Origin of the sequence: Bartonella sp. MR110HLJHH (assembly GCF_042194225.1) — a bacterium.
Classification (GTDB): Bacteria; Pseudomonadota; Alphaproteobacteria; order Rhizobiales; family Rhizobiaceae; genus Bartonella; species Bartonella grahamii.
Genome location: NZ_JBHIMQ010000003.1, coordinates 65,481 through 82,304, shown reverse-complemented (window position 1 = coordinate 82,304; position 16,824 = coordinate 65,481). Strand labels below are relative to the sequence as shown.

The window sequence follows — 16,824 nt, the reverse complement described above, 5'->3', positions numbered from 1 at the left end:
ACGATGCTTAACCATAAACCACATGAAATAATAAACAGAGAAACTAAAATTACTTTGGTTTTTTGTTTAGTCCAATATAAAGAGTATAAAGCGTGAAACTGCCTGAACATCTTAACCCTAAACGTTCTTTTCAGGGACTAATCTTAACTTTGCAAAATTATTGGGCACACTATGGATGTGCAATTTTGCAACCTTACGATATGGAAGTCGGAGCTGGGACTTTTCATCCAGCAACAACATTACGCTCCCTAGGTCCACGCCCTTGGAAAGTTGCTTATGTCCAACCCTCCAGACGTCCAACAGATGGCCGATATGGTAAGAATCCAAATCGTTTACAACACTATTATCAATTCCAAGTGCTTCTCAAACCCTCTCCGCTCAATCTACAAGAACTTTATATAAAGTCGCTACAAGCTATCGGGCTTGATACAAAAATGCATGATATTCGCTTTGTTGAAGATGATTGGGAAAGTCCCACCCTTGGTGCTTGGGGGCTTGGATGGGAATGCTGGTGCGATGGGATGGAAGTCTCTCAATTTACTTATTTTCAACAAGTTTGTGGCATTGAATGCGCTCCAGTTTCAGGGGAACTCACATACGGTCTTGAGCGTCTAGCGATGTATATCCAAGGGGTTGATAACGTCTATGACCTTAACTTTAATGGTTTGGAGGGAGAAAACAAAATAAGTTATAGAGATATTTTTTTACAGGCAGAACAGGAATACTCATATTACAACTTCGAATTTGCTGATACAAAATTGCTACATCAGCATTTTATCGATGCAGAACGCGAATGCAGGGCACTTCTTGATGCTGGAAAACCAAATAAAGAAAATATATTACATCGCTGTGTTTTTCCTGCCTATGATCAATGTATTAAAGCGAGCCATATCTTTAATCTTTTGCAAGCACGTGGCGTTATTTCTGTAACCGAACGACAAAATTACATTCTTCGCGTTCGTGATCTCGCGCGCCGTTGTGGGGAAGCCTTCTTACTCACAGAAGCTGGACAAATATATACTGGAGAAGCCTAATGTCTGATCTTCTTCTTGAACTTTTCAGTGAAGAAATCCCCGCACGTATGCAACGAAAAGCTGCTGCTGATCTCAAAAAATCTGTTACAGATCAACTTGTGAATGCTGGATTGATCTATGAAGCTGCTCGTGAATATTGGACACCTCGTCGGCTAACATTGGACATACGCGGACTTTCCATACGCTCAAAAGATATCCATGAAGAACGAAGAGGTCCTAGTATAAAATCACCACAGCATGTAATTGATGGTTTTCTACGTGCAACAGGATTAAACGATATTTCTGAAGCACATATTGGACATGATGATAAAAAAGGTCATTTTTATATTGCTAAAATTGTTAAAAAAGGTCGAGCTGCAGAAGAAATTATTGCCGATATTTTACCGAATATTATCCGCAACTTTCCGTGGCCGAAATCTATGCGTTGGGGAAAAGATTCAGCACAAAGTGGTGCTCTGAAGTGGATTCGACCCTTACAAAACATTCTTTGCGTCTTCGGACCAGAAATTGGTGAAACACATGTTATTCCGTTTACAATTGGTTCTCTTAAAAGCAATAATTTAACTTATGGTCATCGTTTCTTAAGTGATGGAAAGCCATTTCAAGTGCGCCGCTTTGATGATTATGTTACTCAACTTGAAACCCATAAAGTCATTCTGGATGCCGAGAGACGAAAGAATATTATTTTAGCTGATGCCCAAAATCTCTGCTTTGCCAACGGTTTAGAACTGGTTCAAGACAATCCCCTCCTAGAAGAAGTTGCTGGTCTTGTTGAATGGCCTGTTATCCTGATAGGTGATTTTGACCAATCATTCCTTGATATTCCTCCAGAAATTATTCGCTTGACCATTCGAGCCAATCAAAAATGTTTTGTTACCCGTAAACAAGGAGAAAAAGTAAAACTTTCTCATCATTTTATTCTCGTTTCTAATATTCTTTCAAATGATGAAGGCAAAGAAATTTCAAAAGGAAATAGTAAGGTTGTCCGTGCCCGTCTTTCTGATGCACTTTATTTTTGGCAAACCGATCAGCGTGATTTGCCTGATATTCAACAATTAGAATCTTCTATAAAAAAATTTGATCTTGATATAAAAAAACCTCTCGATCAAAGAATGGCGCGACTTGATCATTTGAATGTAACTTTTCATGCTAAATTAGGTACGCAAGGTGCAAGAATAGAACGCATTGCTACACTCGCACAAGAAATTGCACCTTTGATACAGACAGATCCTCTTTTAGCAAAACGTGCAGCAATCCTTGCAAAAGCTGATTTGCAAACAGAAATTGTCGGAGAGTTTCCTGAACTACAAGGGGTTATGGGGCAAAAATATGCCCTTCTTCAAGAGGAAGATCCTCGCGTAGCTGTAGCAATTGAGGACCATTATAAACCTCAAGGACCAACAGATCGTCTTCCACAAGAACCGCTTGCTATAACCGTTATGCTCGCCGACAAAATTGACATGCTCGTTGGCTTTTGGCTCATTAATGAAAAACCAACGGGCTCAAAAGATCCCTATGCGTTAAGACGAGCAGCACTGGGAGTTATTAGGCTTGTACTTTCGCGAGATTGGAATATCAATCTTATGCCACTGTTTCAGTTAGCAATGAATCTTTTCTTACAACAAAAAAATAAATATGAAATCTCTCAAAGAGAAAATTCACAATTGCTGAATCTGCTTCCAGAAAAAACAGAATATATTTTATCAGACCTGTTATTCTTTTTTCATGACCGTTTGAAAATCTATCTAAAAGAGGAAGGTGCTCGTTACGATGCCCTTGAAGCCGTTTTAAATAAAGATTCTGATGATTTTTTATTGGTTGCACGTCGTGTCGAATCGCTTATCGCTTTTATCAATACCCATGATGGAATGAACTTTGTAGCCTCTGTAAAACGTACTGCCAATATTCTTGAAAATGAATTTCAAAAAAGCACAACAATAGCGAATGAAATTAATCCTGAGCTCTTTGTCGAGAAAGAAGAAAAGCAGCTCTATCGTGCAATCTGTGAAGTAGAAAAACAGGTTCTAGCTCCCATCAATGCGACAAATTTATCATTTGCACTCAGTGTGCTAGCGCCACTTGGAAAATTGATTGATATATTTTTCGAAAAGGTATTGGTGAATGATAAAAAACCCGATGTTCGTGCTAACCGTCTTGCTCTTCTCAAACGTATTCACATTATTACACAATCGATTGCGGACTTTTCAAAACTTGTCATTTAGAATCAAAATGTCCTATTAATTGATAAAAATAATGAAGATAAATTTTTCTTTTTTATGACTTTTATTAATTAATATTGAGAAAATTATGCAACCAAAGAGGACATTTTTTATCTCTCAAATATCATTAATTAAGATATGTTTTCATTTTGATAAATGATTCTTTCTCAAGAGACTCTTTAATAAGTTCATCTGCCTTGTTAGAATCTAATTCCTTTGCAATAAGGATACGTGCTGTAGAAATTGCCAAATCAATAGCCGATGAAGAAACCATGCGTATCGCATCCGCTTCTGCTTGAGCAATTTTTTGCTCTGCCAATTTATTGCGGTTTTTTACATATTCTTCTGCTTTTGTACGAGCCTCAGCAATAACAGATTCAACTTCATGTCTTGCTGCTGCAATAATTTCTTGCGCATCTTTTTCTGCTTCTGCATGTTTGCGTTGATATTCAGCCAATATTTCCTGTGCCTCTTCACGAAGACGCAGAGCCTCATCCAGCTCATCTTTGATACGCTTCGCGCGCGCATCAAGATGGTGTATAACCCTCTGTGGAATTCGGAAATAGACTAAAAGAGCTAAAAAAAGAACTAACCCAACAAATGCCCAAAAAGTATCAGTCATTTTTGTCTTCCTCAATAATCCGCAGTTTTAACAACTGAACGAACAGCCTCTTTGCTGATATCAACGTCAATCAATTTTTTCACAATTTCAAGAGCCACTTCTTCAGCGATAGAACCAACATTTTGCATCGCTTTATCCCGAATTTTTGCTATCTGTTTTTCAGCATCTGCGAGTTTTTTTTCTAAACTCTCTTCAATTTCTTTCCGTTCAAGCTCTGCTTTTTCTTTTAATTCTTCACTAGCTACCTGCGCTATAGCATGCGCTTTCAAACGCGCTTCTGCTAATTTCCGCTCATAAGTTTCAACAACAATGTCTGCTTCCTGCTTCATGCGCATTGCCTGATCTAAATCAGATGCGATTCGATCTCGCCGCGTTTCAATAACACCACCAATACGTGGTACAATTACACGAGAGATAAAAAGATAAAAAAGTCCGAAAGAAATCGCCAACCAGAAAAAATGCGAACCAAAATGTACAAAATCAAAAGGCGGAAACACGCGATTTGCATGCTCTGCCACCTTTTTAATATGTTCTATCGACGTTTCAGTGTTCTGTGCATAAGCGCTTGAAACAAACATCTTCTTTCATCCTTTAAATAGCTTATTAAAGCCCTCTATAACCGATGATAACTGACTGACATCTCTCTGGTTAAGAGCTAAAAGGGTAAATCTTTCCTCATGCAAGAACAGATATACCCTTTTGATGATGATTAAACCCCAAAAAGAAGTAGTAAAGCAATGAGCAGTGAAAAAATTCCCAAAGCTTCTGTTACAGCAAAACCAAAGACAAGACGTCCAAACTGACTATCCGCTGCTGATGGATTTCGTAATGCACCAGAAAGATAGCTACCAAAAATATTACCAAGTCCTAAAGCTGTTCCAGCCATACCAAAGCAAGCAAGACCAGCGCCAATATATTTTGCTGCAAGCACCATTTCCATGTTATTCTCCTTTAAAGCGAAATTGCATTATTCGACGGAAAACCGCCAGTTCTATTAATGTCCTGGATGAATTGCATCATTAAGATACATACAAGTTAAAACCGTAAAGACGTAAGCCTGAAGAAATGCGACCAAAAACTCAAGAGCAGTAATCGCTACAGTCATAATAAGCGGTAAAACCGAACCACCCACACCTACGAGTCCTACCCCAATCATTGAAACAACAAACCCAGAAAACACTTTGAGCGTAATATGACCAGCAAGCATATTCGCAAAAAGACGAAGAGAAAGACTAATTGGACGGGAGAGAAAAGAAATAATCTCAATCATTGTCACCAGAGGCAAAACCACAACAGGAACTCCACTGGGAACGAACAGTTTCAAAAAACTGACCCCATGCTTATAAAAGCCATAACCAATCACCGTCAAAATTACCACCATTGCTAACGAAAACGTGATCATGATCTGCGATGTAACCGTATAAAAATAAGGAAAAAGACCAATAAAGTTAGCAACCAAAATAAAAGTAAACAGAGAAAAAACTAAAGGAAAAAACTGCATTCCCTGTACACCAGATGATTCCCGCAGAGTCGATGCTACAAACTCATATGCCATTTCCGAAAGAGACTGCATCCGCGTTGGAACCAATCCACGACTTGATGATGAAATGAAGAGAAAAATAGAAGTTATAACAACCGTGAGAACTGTAAACAATGATACATTTGTAAACGATAAATCCATATTTCCTATGGAAATCTTAATCAGCCTTGAAACCTCAAACTGATGAATAGGATCTGGAGCGTGCGCTGTCACTTCAACCTCATTTATCGGACCTCTCATTGGCCCCTTTATCTTGTTTATCTTGGCGCAATACGCCTTTTTTTCCTAATTGACTGGAGGAAACATACCCCACAGACCGAAGAATACTCACTACACCAGCAGCAAATCCAAAGAAGAGAAAAAATACCAATCCCCAAGGATACGAACCTGCTAACTTATCAAACCCTAACCCTAAAATAACACCAACTATAACACTCGCCAGAAACTCACTGGAAAGCTTAATTGCATTTGCCATCCCTCCTTGTGATTTTTCTCGCTTATTCTTATGCTCCCGCTTCTTTAATGCCCGCTTGCGCACTAAAGCTACGCTTAAGTTCCTACTACGACATTCCAAATCCTCTGAATGAAGACACTCTCCTTGCTTTTCCTCTTCAGCCTCCTTACGGCTTATAACGGGTTTCTCGCCCATCGCCATCATTGGCTCCTTAATTAAAAAGCAAAGTAAGAATGCATTTCATAAAACCGTGTGCATCATATTGTTCCCGAATTTATTCGTCAAGATACTAAAAGAAATCTATCACAAATTATCGTATAAATTTTATTGTATAAATAACGTATTTTTTAATTTACATCTTTCTTAAAAAGATATTCTGAGCACCTAAACCGATTTCACGACAGCACCCGTGAATGTATAACGAAAAGTTCCCGTGAATGATATAAAACTCATAGAACAGCCACTTTTACGCTTAACAAAAGGTGTAAACTGATACCATCTTATTTTCCAGCTCCCAATGTTATATCAATTCTAGTTTTGAAAGAGAACATAGAAAGCTAAAAACAGTATGAGAGCGTTGTTTTGTTCCTTTTATTCAAATAAACTTGCACTTTTTATTTTATGAAAATGATTAATGGTTTTTATATGATCCTATTCGCAAAGTATTTTACATATGCCATCACAGAACCCATCACTCAATGAGCTTGAGGGTATTAAGAGAGGTTCCTTTAAATACGATAAATCTAAAATTTCAAATAGGTCAAGCCAATAGAACACAATAAAATTTAAATAAAATCACCATACTACTTTATACAATTTTAATCCACTTTTTTGAATTTCGCCCTTTACAATTGAATATCGGTAGATTCAGCAAATATTTTTGCTTTTTATTTAGACAAACTATCGTAAGCAAAAGCGCTTATTCATAATCTTTATTTTTATAAAACGATAATTTAATGCTTCTTTTCAAACGAGCATCATAATTGTATTTCCCTACCCTCATATTTGCATCTATTCTTGCATTTAAATAACCCATTAAGAGGATGATGTACTCTTTCTTAAATACTCCTTATTAAACTCTTCTCATAACATGCAAATAAATGATCTTTATCAAGATGAGAGAACTCTATTCAATAGCGCTCATGGTAAATGATTATCAATAAAATTAAAACTTTAGCAAATAAAAATTTTTTCTTTTATGAAAAGAACGATCATTGAAAAAACTTATTTTTAAGATTCTTAAGTATAGATTTCATCACTTAAAAAAATTAAAGAGTTATCATTTCTTTTTGGAACGTGTCGCAAAAGGATTATCAGAGGCTCGTAATGATATGCGAACGGGTATACCAGACATATCAAATGTTTCACGTAACCCATTGACAAGATAGCGCAAATACGACTGTGGCATACTTTTGGGGCGCGAGCAAGAAATCATAAATCCAGGAGGACGTGTCTTAACCTGTGTGATGTATTTAACCTTAAGTCGACGTCCAGAAACCGCAGGAGGTGGATGATGTGCAACAACAGTTCCAAGCCATTGGTTCAATTTAGCCGTCGAAATGCGACGATTCCATACACGGTGCATCATCATGACATTTTCCATCAGTTTATCAATCCCTTGACCATATTGTCCTGATAAAGGAACAGCTCTCAAACCACGAACTTGAGGAAGAAATCGCGCACATTTTTCATGCAAATCAATCAATGTGGTCTGACTATTTTCAATAAGGTCCCACTTATTGAAAGCAATAACTGGAACACGCCCTTCACGAATCACAAGATCAGCAATTTGTAAATCTTGCTTTTCAAAAGGTATCGTTGCATCAAAAACAATGACCACCACTTCTGCAAAACGAATAGCACGTAAAGTATCTGCAACAGATAGTTTTTCTAATTTTTCTTGAATTTTCGATTTTCGACGTAAACCTGCAGTATCAAAAAGTTTAATATGACGACCACGCCATTCCCAATCTACAGAAATAGAATCACGCGTAAGTCCTGCTTCTGGTCCTGTTAACAAGCGCTCTTGTTTCAACATACTATTGATAAGAGTGGATTTTCCTGTATTGGGACGCCCTGCAATTGCAATCCTAATGGGCTTACTTTCATCGTAAATAAGCTCTTCTTCTTCCAAATCGTTTACATCATCACCAACAGATGCAAGCTGTATCGTAATATCTTCTTCTTTGTTGTTGCCAAAAGCATGCTCTGACCCCACAGCATCTATAATTGCATCACGCAGATCACTAAGTCCCAAACCATGTTCAGCCGATATTAGGCACGGCTCCCCCAAACCTAATGACCACGCCTCATACTCTCCTCCTGTTGCCGCTCTTGACTCAGACTTATTAGCAACAAGCACAATTGGCTTTCCTGATTTGCGAACCAATGAAGCAAAATTTAAATCACTTGGTGTTATCCCGCTCTTTGCATCAAATACAAATAAAATAAGATTCGCTTCATCAATCGCAGCTTTTGTATGAGAACGCATACGCCCCTCAAGTGTATGATCACCTGCTTCTTCCAGCCCAGCCGTATCAATCACATCAAAACGTAGATCTTGAAGTTTTGCCGCATGAATACGTCGATCACGTGTTACACCAGGCTTATCATCAACCAAAGCCAATTTTTGCCCAACCAAACGATTAAATAGTGTTGACTTCCCAACATTGGGACGACCAACGATAGCAATGGTAAGGCTCATCGATTTATTCCTTATTTGCCTTGCCCTCAGCTTGTATCAGCTCAAGCATTATTCGAGCCCGATCTGTTATTTTTGAACCCAAAGCACCTTTTTCAGAAATTTTCTTAAAATAATAAACCGCCTCATCCATTTTATCCGCCTTATAAGCAGCTAAACCTAAAGCCTCTCTTGCAGACATATGCATAGGATCGGTATCACTTGTCATATCTTTGATACGCTTTTCAACATCAGCTAATGTCCCTGTATCAACTAGGATATAAGCCGCCCGAATTTTTGCAACTTTCTGCAAAATCTCTGGTGCTTTCTCATCCGCTGCAACAGAATCAAAAATCTCCACTGACTTAATAATGTCACCCTTCTCCATGAGTAAAGAAGCCTCACGTAAACGAGCAAGAAAAGGATACCCCCCAAAATGAGAGGTTTTAACAGTTTCTAATTGCTTTATCGCTTTATCAAAATGACGTGTATCCGCAAAATCAAGACTTTTTACAAATGCATCACCAATATAACCGGCTTTCTTTATTTGCTGATGATGGTAAATTTGATAAGCAACTATCATGAGTATAAAAAGAATAGCTGCTCCAATAATTGAAAAACCATACCGCCTCCAAAAAGCAAGCGCCTTTTCCTGACGAAATTCTGCATTCACTTCAGCAATAAAACTATCATACGACATATATCATACCTTGAAAAAAGTTACTTTCCCTGTGCTTTTACGCATAAATGGACAAAGATGGTAGTCCTAATTAACTAAAAATCTTTAAATTGCTCGTTTATTTATTTTAAATCAACATGTAGCCAAATCAATCGGATTTTTGCAACAGTCTTAATCGAAAATGATGTAACCGCCCTGTTTGCTCACATTACAGCTTTTATATATTGTTTTGAGTCTTATAAAAAATTCACTGTTTTAATATTTATCATGATTGCCTATCATCTCAAGCGGACTTTCTCCCCATTATATAGAGAGATAATCTTTTAAAGTCTTCAACGCAATCGTTGATAATATTGGATTATAGAATTATAATAGAAAAGACAATTCTTTTAAAAACTTGAACAAAAAATAAATTTCCACGAATACCTACTAAAACCAAATAGATGAATCTTATCTGTATCAAAAATACCGAAGTACCATAATAAAAGTGTGGTATAATTTCAAATCTTCAGTTAAAGCTCTTTATACAAAATGTATCCCTTCAACTTATCTTTATACGATTAACAACCTTTTGTAATTGATCCTTAAAGTTTCTAAAAATATCCTATTGTAGGGGCCAAACCCACATAAGCATTGGAACAGCAATAATAATGATCAACACCGCCAATGGAGCACCCAAACGTGGATAATCACTAAAACGATATCCTCCTGGTGCCATCACGAGCATATTACTTTGATGTCCAATAGGTGTAAGAAACTCACAGCCCGCACCAATTGCAACAGCCATCAAAAAAGCTTCAGGCTTATAATGTAGGGAATGAGCAAAACTTGACGCAATTGGTGCTACCATCATCACTGTTGCTGCATTATTCAAAAATGGCGTGACCAACATAGCTGTCACCAACATAAGTGCTAAGGCACCAGATGGCGGGAAAAATATTGCCAATTGGCTCAGCCATTGACCAATGAGATCCGTACATCCTGTTTTCTCTAACGCTTCACTTACTGGAATAAGAGCCGCTAATAGTACTAATATTTGGCCATCTAATGCCTGATACAGATCACGCGCGGGCAAAACGCGAAAGATAACCATTGCAGCAGCAGCAGAAAAAAAAGAAAACGCAACGGGAACAATATGAAAAGCTGTAAAAATAATTGCTATAAATAAAACAGCTAAAGAGATGAAACCATGTCGTAAATTTCCAAACACAATATTTCGTTTTGCTAGGGGCAGGCATTTCAATTCTCTTAATAAATTTGGAATAACTGCATCCTGTCCTTGCAAAACAATCACATCGCCAAGATGGAAAATAATATCATCAAGTCTTCCCCGCACCCTTTCATGTTGACGACTTAATGCAAGCAAATTTACATTATAGTGATCAAATAGGGAAAACTCTTTCGCACTAATACCAATAAGAGGTGAATTATGGGTGATGACTGCTTCAATAATATCGATGTCACTGTCCTTATCACCTGCAGCAATAGTTCGCCCCTTAGAAAACTCTAAACGAGCAGAGTTCATCACGCTATCTAACCCTGTATGCGACCCTTCCAGCAAAATAATATCATTTTCAGACAAAACAAAATCTGGTAACGGTGAAATAGATACTTTGTTTCTGATGATTTGAATCACCATAACGTCACCACTTGATGGCTTAACCAAATCAACAATATTTTTCCCTATAATCGGTGAATTTATTGGAATACGCACTTCTGCAACATAATTACGAATATCAATGGCATCATCAAATGATACACCTGAACGCACACGTACAGGCAAAAGCCAATAAAAAAAGACTAAATATACAACACCAGCCGCCGCAATAACCGCACCAACTGGTGTAAAATCAAACATAGTAAAAGGTGTTCCTGCTAAACGTTCTTGCATCGCTGAAATAACAACATTGGGAGATGTTCCTATCTGTGTCATAAGCCCCCCCAACAAAGAACCAAAGGCCATGGGCATCAAAAAGACAGAAGGAGAAACCTGAGACCGACGTGCAAACTGAAAAGCTATCGGAAGCATAATAGCCAAAGCACCAATATTTTTAACAAACATTGATAATACGACAACAGAAAGAACTAAAAAGGCTAATTGAAGACGCACAGATTTCACGTCTGGCCATATCCGTTGAATAATAAATTCCATTATACCAGAGCGCGATACGGCCGTACTGACAACAAACACACTCCCCACGATAATAACAATATCATTACTAAAACCGCTAAAAGCTTCCTTCGGACTGACAAGACCAAGAGCACAAGCTATTAATAACGTACAAATAGCAACAAGATCATAACGAAATCGATCCCAAATAAAAACAACCATCATGAGACCAATGATCGAAAAAGCCATTATTTGATTTTCTGTCATAACACTCACCTCTCCCCATTAAATTATAATGCACAAAAACATATTTTTTATGTTTTAAATATTCCTATAAACAGCAGCAAGATAAAAACAGACATCGGAATATTTTAGGATAATTTTAAAATGATAAAAAATTATGATGCGCATAAACTTACCTCTCCTTATTATGCGTTATTATGCGTTCTTTTCTATAAAGAGCTAAACTCAAAGAAAATTGATAAAAGTTGATAAAGCTCTATTGCAAAAAAGATGAGAATAACTCTAATATAGAGAGTAGATAATTGTTGAAACTGGTACACGCTATATTTAAACCTTTGTCGTTGCTTAAAAGAATTTATCTTCACTCTCAATTCAAAGAGTGATAAAAATGAAAGAAGAAAGAATGCTCAATCTTAATAGTGGGTATCAAAGTAACCTCAGATATTGGCTCACTTGCATTATTGGATTTGTTGCTATTTTGGCAATTATAATTGTTGGTGGATTTTATATCGCAAAACCCTATCTTGACAGTTTTGTAAAACAAGAAATAGCCCGTCGTGGCATAAAAGCCCGAACATCTGAAGTAAGCATTCTAGGTAGAGTCAATTTGAAGAATGTGACATTACCTGTTCCAGCTGGTACATCACTTAGAATTGGTGCCATTTCTGCCCGTCCTCCCCTTTCCTTTATTCCCGGAACTTTTACATTTTATAATGTTGATTTAAAGCATAATAATATTCATGTGCAAATTCCCCAAATTTCTCTTCGGAGTGTATCCTTAAAAGAAAAAGATAGAACGATAACATCACGGCTTTTACAATCAATGATGCGTATTGAGCTTTCCTCAATTATTGCTCCCAATATACAACTTTCTATAGAAAATAAAAACAACCGAATAGAAACGGTTGAAGTCAAGAATTTCCAGCTTTCTGATTTTAAAAATGGCCATATCCATTCAGTTAGTATTAAAAATATGGATCTTAAAACAGTTGCAGTAAATGGTGCCAAACAGATGCAGCTTATGGCTAAAAGTGATACAATAAAAGCCCATGATATCGACATCAACTATGCCTATTCTATCATTTTTGGAAAAAACAATGCTCTCAACCAAGGTAAAACCGTCACTGGCCCCATTTCTCTGAATAATGTAAGTGTCGATGTTTTAGAAGAAGCGGAAAAAAGCAGTTCTTTCTTCCTCGGACAGTTTAAAACATCTGGTTTAAAAATGAAGCCGCTTGAACAAACTCCTGAAAAATTGATCAAAGCTTATCTTAATGCAAGAAAAGAGAATAATAAAATCGCTGAAAAAATAGCACAAAATGGTCTTCTTCTAAACATACTGCTCGCCATTACCTCAGCGGATGCCAAAATTGATAATATCACCGTTGATATACCGCAGTTGAAAGCAACACTCGAATCACTCCAATTTAAACCAACCTTGTGGAAACAACCTATCCCCAAAAAGCTTTTTCTTTCTCTCAATAACCTTTCTGTTTTACCTAAAAAAATGAATGAAAAAGACTTAGAGTTCTTCAAAAATCTGAACTTTGAGCGCTTTGACATTTCAGGAAAAATTGATATTTCTTACGATGAAAAAAAACGTATGCTCCTTCTTGATGCAATGTCTTTCAATATGAGAGACGTTGGATCTGGGAACATATCAGCTAAGGTTATTGATGTTGATGAAAAGCTTTTTTCTGGTCAGAAAAATATAATGATTGCTGCGTCTCAAGACCTTGGCATCAATGAAATTGATATACAATATACGGATGCAGGTTTCATTGATAAGCTTTTTTCTTATCTTGCGCAAAATCTTAATGACAGCCAACATGATCTAAAAAAGGAACTTTATGACGATTTCTATCTAATGATGACGCAGACCCCAAAAGTTCTGCTAAAAAATCATGACGAAGCAGAAAAAATTTCAAAATCCTTAGGAGAATTTGCTAAAAATCCACAAACATTGATCGTTAAAATTAAAGCAAAAGACAATAAAGGTCTCGCAATAGTTGATCTCGAATCTGCTCTACAAAATGATCTATCTAAGGCTTTAAGCAAAGTACATCTCACTATTAAAAATGAAGCGTCGCGTTAAACATTTTGTGCTTTAAATATGATGATTTTGTCTATAAATTAAGAACTTTATTCCTCTTTTTGCTTTTATATGATACAGAAGGTATCATACAAAGTCATTTACACAGAGAATATAGAATCTAAAATTGTCGATGCTTGGAGTTGTTCATGTCTGATTTATCTTCAAATCGCCTGCCTAATCGCGCTTCTCGTGTCACCAATCAAGCGCTTTCTGCGATCGAGCGTTTTCTCCATATTGAAGCTCTTAGTGGTATTGTTCTTTTATTAGCTGCTGCTGCTGCACTTATTTTTGCCAATTCTAAATATGCTGCTTTCTATGAATCTTTTTGGCATACACCTCTTGGCTTTAATTTGGGTCATTTCACTCTTTCATGGGATTTACATTTCTGGGTTAATGATGCTCTTATGACTATTTTCTTTCTCGTCGCAGGAATGGAAATTCGACGCGAAATTCATGAAGGTGCTCTTGCCGATTTTAGACAAGCAATCTTACCAATTGTTGCCGCAATAGGAGGCGTTTGTGTTCCCGCAATTATTTACTTTATCTTCAACTTTAACGAGGGGCATATACGCGGTTGGGCTGTGCCAACAGCAACAGATATTGCCTTTGCTCTAGGTATTCTTGCTCTTCTTGGAAAAAAAATTCCTTCTAATCTTCATATTATTCTTCTATCATTAGCGATTATTGATGATATTATCGCTGTTCTTATTATTGCTTTTTTCTACTCAACAAACATTGATCCTAGCGGTTTAATGATTGCAGGAGCAGGTATTGCTTTGGTGCTATTTTTTCAGTGGATCGGACTTGCATCAGCATGGCTTTACATTTTACCTGGTGCAATCATCTGGTGGGGTTTAATGGTAACAGGTGTTCACCCATCACTTGCTGGTGTAATCTTAGGAATGATGACTCCCGCTCTTCCTACCCGTACTCTTGTGGCGCCACTCACCATGCTCAGTAACGCTATGCAAATTCTTCAAGAAAAAAATACAAAAACAGATCTGCATCATATTTCAACCGCATTGAAAAAAATGCGCAAAGGACAACGGGCCATGATTGCTCCAGTAACACGCGTTCAAAAAGCGTTGCATCCATGGGTTGCATACGGTATCATGCCGGTCTTTGCCTTCGCAAATGCAGGAGTAAGTTTTGCAAACTTTGATCTTTCTTCTGACAAATCATTCTTGATTGTTTTGGGTGTTGTCATTGGTCTTTTCGTTGGTAAGCCTCTTGGTATTATCACAGCCAGTTATATAGCCGTAAAATCAGGGCTATGCCGCCTACCCCCTCATATGACATGGACAGGTGTTTTACTCATTGGTTTTTTAGCAGGAATTGGCTTTACAATGTCTATCTTTGTTTCAATGCTCGCTTTTAAAGATATTATTCTGCTTGATGCTGCAAAAATTGGGGTCCTTTGTGGCTCTGGTTTATCTGCTCTTATCGGTCTGGGATATGGATTTATTTATATTAAGCGCAATAAAGGAATTTCTCATAGTTCCTAACAAACTAACTGAAAATACATTTTTATGCAAAACTCTTAAAAAGTGATTTTGCTCATTTGTTGGATTCGGACAATATTTAATGTGAAATCCGTTGTCTCACCTCATCTTTACACTTATGAAGGAGAAAACTAATATCATCATACTATTTACTAGTCTCTAATGTCGCAACACCTTTGACACTTAAGAAGATTCATAAGAAATATTTTTATTCCTTTCTTCAATAATCTTTTATTCATACACTAACTCCAATCGTGATATACACAAGAATGATTTTAATTGTTTCAATATAAAAGGCTTCGTGGTTTCAGAGAAGCGGCCTTTCGTCGGGAAGTTATTCACTATAAAGAAAAATTTAATTATTATAAATCAATATCTTATCTTTAATTATACGAAACAGATAAGAATAAGCAAAATTCCGTAATCAGTTAAGTAATTCCATGGCTTATTTTTTCCCAATAAACCACCCTCCTCGTTACTGATTATTGCCGGTATTCTAAAAACTTTAATTTTTATCTTCTTAAAAGGCACATTATTTTTTGGTAAAAATATTCGATTTATAATGATACTTTATCATTATAAATCTTGAATGGACTCCAAATATCGTAAGATTTGCTCATTTCAAATCTGTACATGATCAATCAATCAAGACTATTCCCTTACACGTCACCAGCCAAGGAGGAATATGGAGTCACATTATTTGAAGAAAGAAATAAGAATGCTTCATATCAACACAAGAGCTGTTCAACACGAAAACTAAAAATAAAATGATGACGACCAACTGACACCTTTGATCTAAGTAAAGGAGATGGTCCCCAATAAATTTTACGTTACGCCATCCACAAGCGCCGTAATGGGCTTGGGGAGAAATATTTATTTAAAACAAGCGCGTAAATTGGCAATATAATAGCGTTTTGTTTTACGTGAAAGGCATATACGATTTAAATAACGCAATAAACAAAACGTGAATCAATATATAATATCCATTATTTCAAAGATATTTCTGTCAATATCTTTGAAAGTTGTAAAGCAGAATTAAAAGGAAGTTGTAAAATGGAAACTGGTTTTCACTTTTATGGCTTCATATTCTCCCCCAATTAGGTTTTATCTCCATTTCAGAGGTTCCCCCAACAAGTATACGCAACACCCTTGTTCCTATCTGGCATACAAAAACAGGAGTTGCTCGTAGTCCCCTTATCCGTCTCAATATATATATCATCAAACGTGCATCTGCGCTGACATTAGATATTGATACAGGTAACAAAAAACAAAAGATTTATTGGGAATAACAACGTCATAAAATCACTACTCGATTGACAATGGAGAGAAAAAATATCCTCGTTTTTTATCATAGACACATCACTTGTCTCCCTCCATGAAAGAATTAAACTTGAAGCATTCTTCCATAGGGAGCGCTCTAGTTTACGTAATTAACTCTCGGGAAAAAAGAAAACCCTAGTCATTTAGACTATTCTAAAACATACGATCAGTGGAAAAATAAAGCATATATATCGTTGCACTCCCCTTTTCCCGCTCTTAGTTGATATTTATTTTCTTTTTGTTTACAGAGTTAGCTCTATATTTCTTGATACCATAAAATAATCTTTACAGATAATTTAAAAAACAATATTTCCGAGACTTTCGAA

12 protein-coding genes are annotated in these 16,824 nt (G+C 36.7%); 4 read left to right on the top strand and 8 right to left on the bottom strand.

The features are described from left to right. Positions 1-92: 92 nt before the first annotated feature. Positions 93-1,034 carry a glycine--tRNA ligase subunit alpha gene (locus ACFIKB_RS03475; protein ID WP_375652839.1) on the top strand — a complete coding sequence of 314 codons (942 nt, stop codon included), beginning with the start codon at positions 93-95 and terminating at the stop codon, positions 1,032-1,034. Then, positions 1,034-3,256, top strand: a complete 2,223-nt coding sequence (glyS, locus tag ACFIKB_RS03470; protein ID WP_375652838.1) for a glycine--tRNA ligase subunit beta — start codon at positions 1,034-1,036, stop codon at positions 3,254-3,256. The genes ACFIKB_RS03475 and glyS overlap by 1 nt, the downstream gene beginning before the upstream one ends. A gap of 124 nt (positions 3,257-3,380) precedes the next feature. Here glyS and ACFIKB_RS03465 read toward each other — a convergent pair whose 3' ends face one another. The 8 genes from ACFIKB_RS03465 to ACFIKB_RS03430 all read right to left on the bottom strand — a co-directional run bounded on the left by ACFIKB_RS03465 (position 3,381) and on the right by ACFIKB_RS03430 (position 11,605). After that, positions 3,381-3,875, bottom strand: coding sequence for a F0F1 ATP synthase subunit B (locus tag ACFIKB_RS03465; RefSeq protein ID WP_375638709.1), 495 nt, complete (start codon positions 3,873-3,875; stop codon positions 3,381-3,383). A gap of 11 nt (positions 3,876-3,886) precedes the next feature. Further along, positions 3,887-4,453: a F0F1 ATP synthase subunit B gene (locus ACFIKB_RS03460; protein ID WP_012754801.1), complete on the bottom strand. Its 567-nt coding sequence runs from the start codon at positions 4,451-4,453 to the stop codon at positions 3,887-3,889. Between the two features lie 131 nt (positions 4,454-4,584). Then, the gene (locus tag ACFIKB_RS03455) at positions 4,585-4,815 is read right to left on the bottom strand and encodes a F0F1 ATP synthase subunit C (RefSeq protein WP_005773968.1); all 231 of its coding nucleotides are present in this window, start codon (positions 4,813-4,815) and stop codon (positions 4,585-4,587) included. 54 nt (positions 4,816-4,869) lie between these two features. Next, a complete protein-coding gene (locus tag ACFIKB_RS03450) occupies positions 4,870-5,628 on the bottom strand; it encodes a F0F1 ATP synthase subunit A (RefSeq protein ID WP_375638781.1) in 759 nt (252 codons plus the stop codon). A gap of 7 nt (positions 5,629-5,635) precedes the next feature. Next, complete coding sequence (locus ACFIKB_RS03445) at positions 5,636-6,070, bottom strand: AtpZ/AtpI family protein (RefSeq protein ID WP_375638711.1); 435 nt, start codon at positions 6,068-6,070, stop codon at positions 5,636-5,638. A 1,078-nt stretch (positions 6,071-7,148) separates the two neighbouring features. Continuing rightward, the gene (der, locus tag ACFIKB_RS03440; RefSeq protein ID WP_375638713.1) at positions 7,149-8,573 is read right to left on the bottom strand and encodes a ribosome biogenesis GTPase Der; all 1,425 of its coding nucleotides are present in this window, start codon (positions 8,571-8,573) and stop codon (positions 7,149-7,151) included. A 4-nt stretch (positions 8,574-8,577) separates the two neighbouring features. After that, positions 8,578-9,249, bottom strand: a complete 672-nt coding sequence (locus tag ACFIKB_RS03435) for a tetratricopeptide repeat protein (RefSeq protein ID WP_012754797.1) — start codon at positions 9,247-9,249, stop codon at positions 8,578-8,580. Between the two features lie 583 nt (positions 9,250-9,832). Then, the gene (locus tag ACFIKB_RS03430; RefSeq protein ID WP_375652837.1) at positions 9,833-11,605 is read right to left on the bottom strand and encodes an SLC13 family permease; all 1,773 of its coding nucleotides are present in this window, start codon (positions 11,603-11,605) and stop codon (positions 9,833-9,835) included. A gap of 364 nt (positions 11,606-11,969) precedes the next feature. On the opposite strand from ACFIKB_RS03430, the gene ACFIKB_RS03425 reads away from it, so the two are divergent. Both ACFIKB_RS03425 and nhaA read left to right on the top strand, forming a co-directional pair. Then, positions 11,970-13,676 (top strand): hypothetical protein, encoded by a 1,707-nt coding sequence (locus tag ACFIKB_RS03425; RefSeq protein WP_375652836.1) that lies wholly within the window; start codon positions 11,970-11,972, stop codon positions 13,674-13,676. A 146-nt stretch (positions 13,677-13,822) separates the two neighbouring features. Further along, positions 13,823-15,181, top strand: coding sequence for a Na+/H+ antiporter NhaA (nhaA, locus tag ACFIKB_RS03420; RefSeq protein ID WP_375652834.1), 1,359 nt, complete (start codon positions 13,823-13,825; stop codon positions 15,179-15,181). Positions 15,182-16,824: the final 1,643 nt, after the last annotated feature.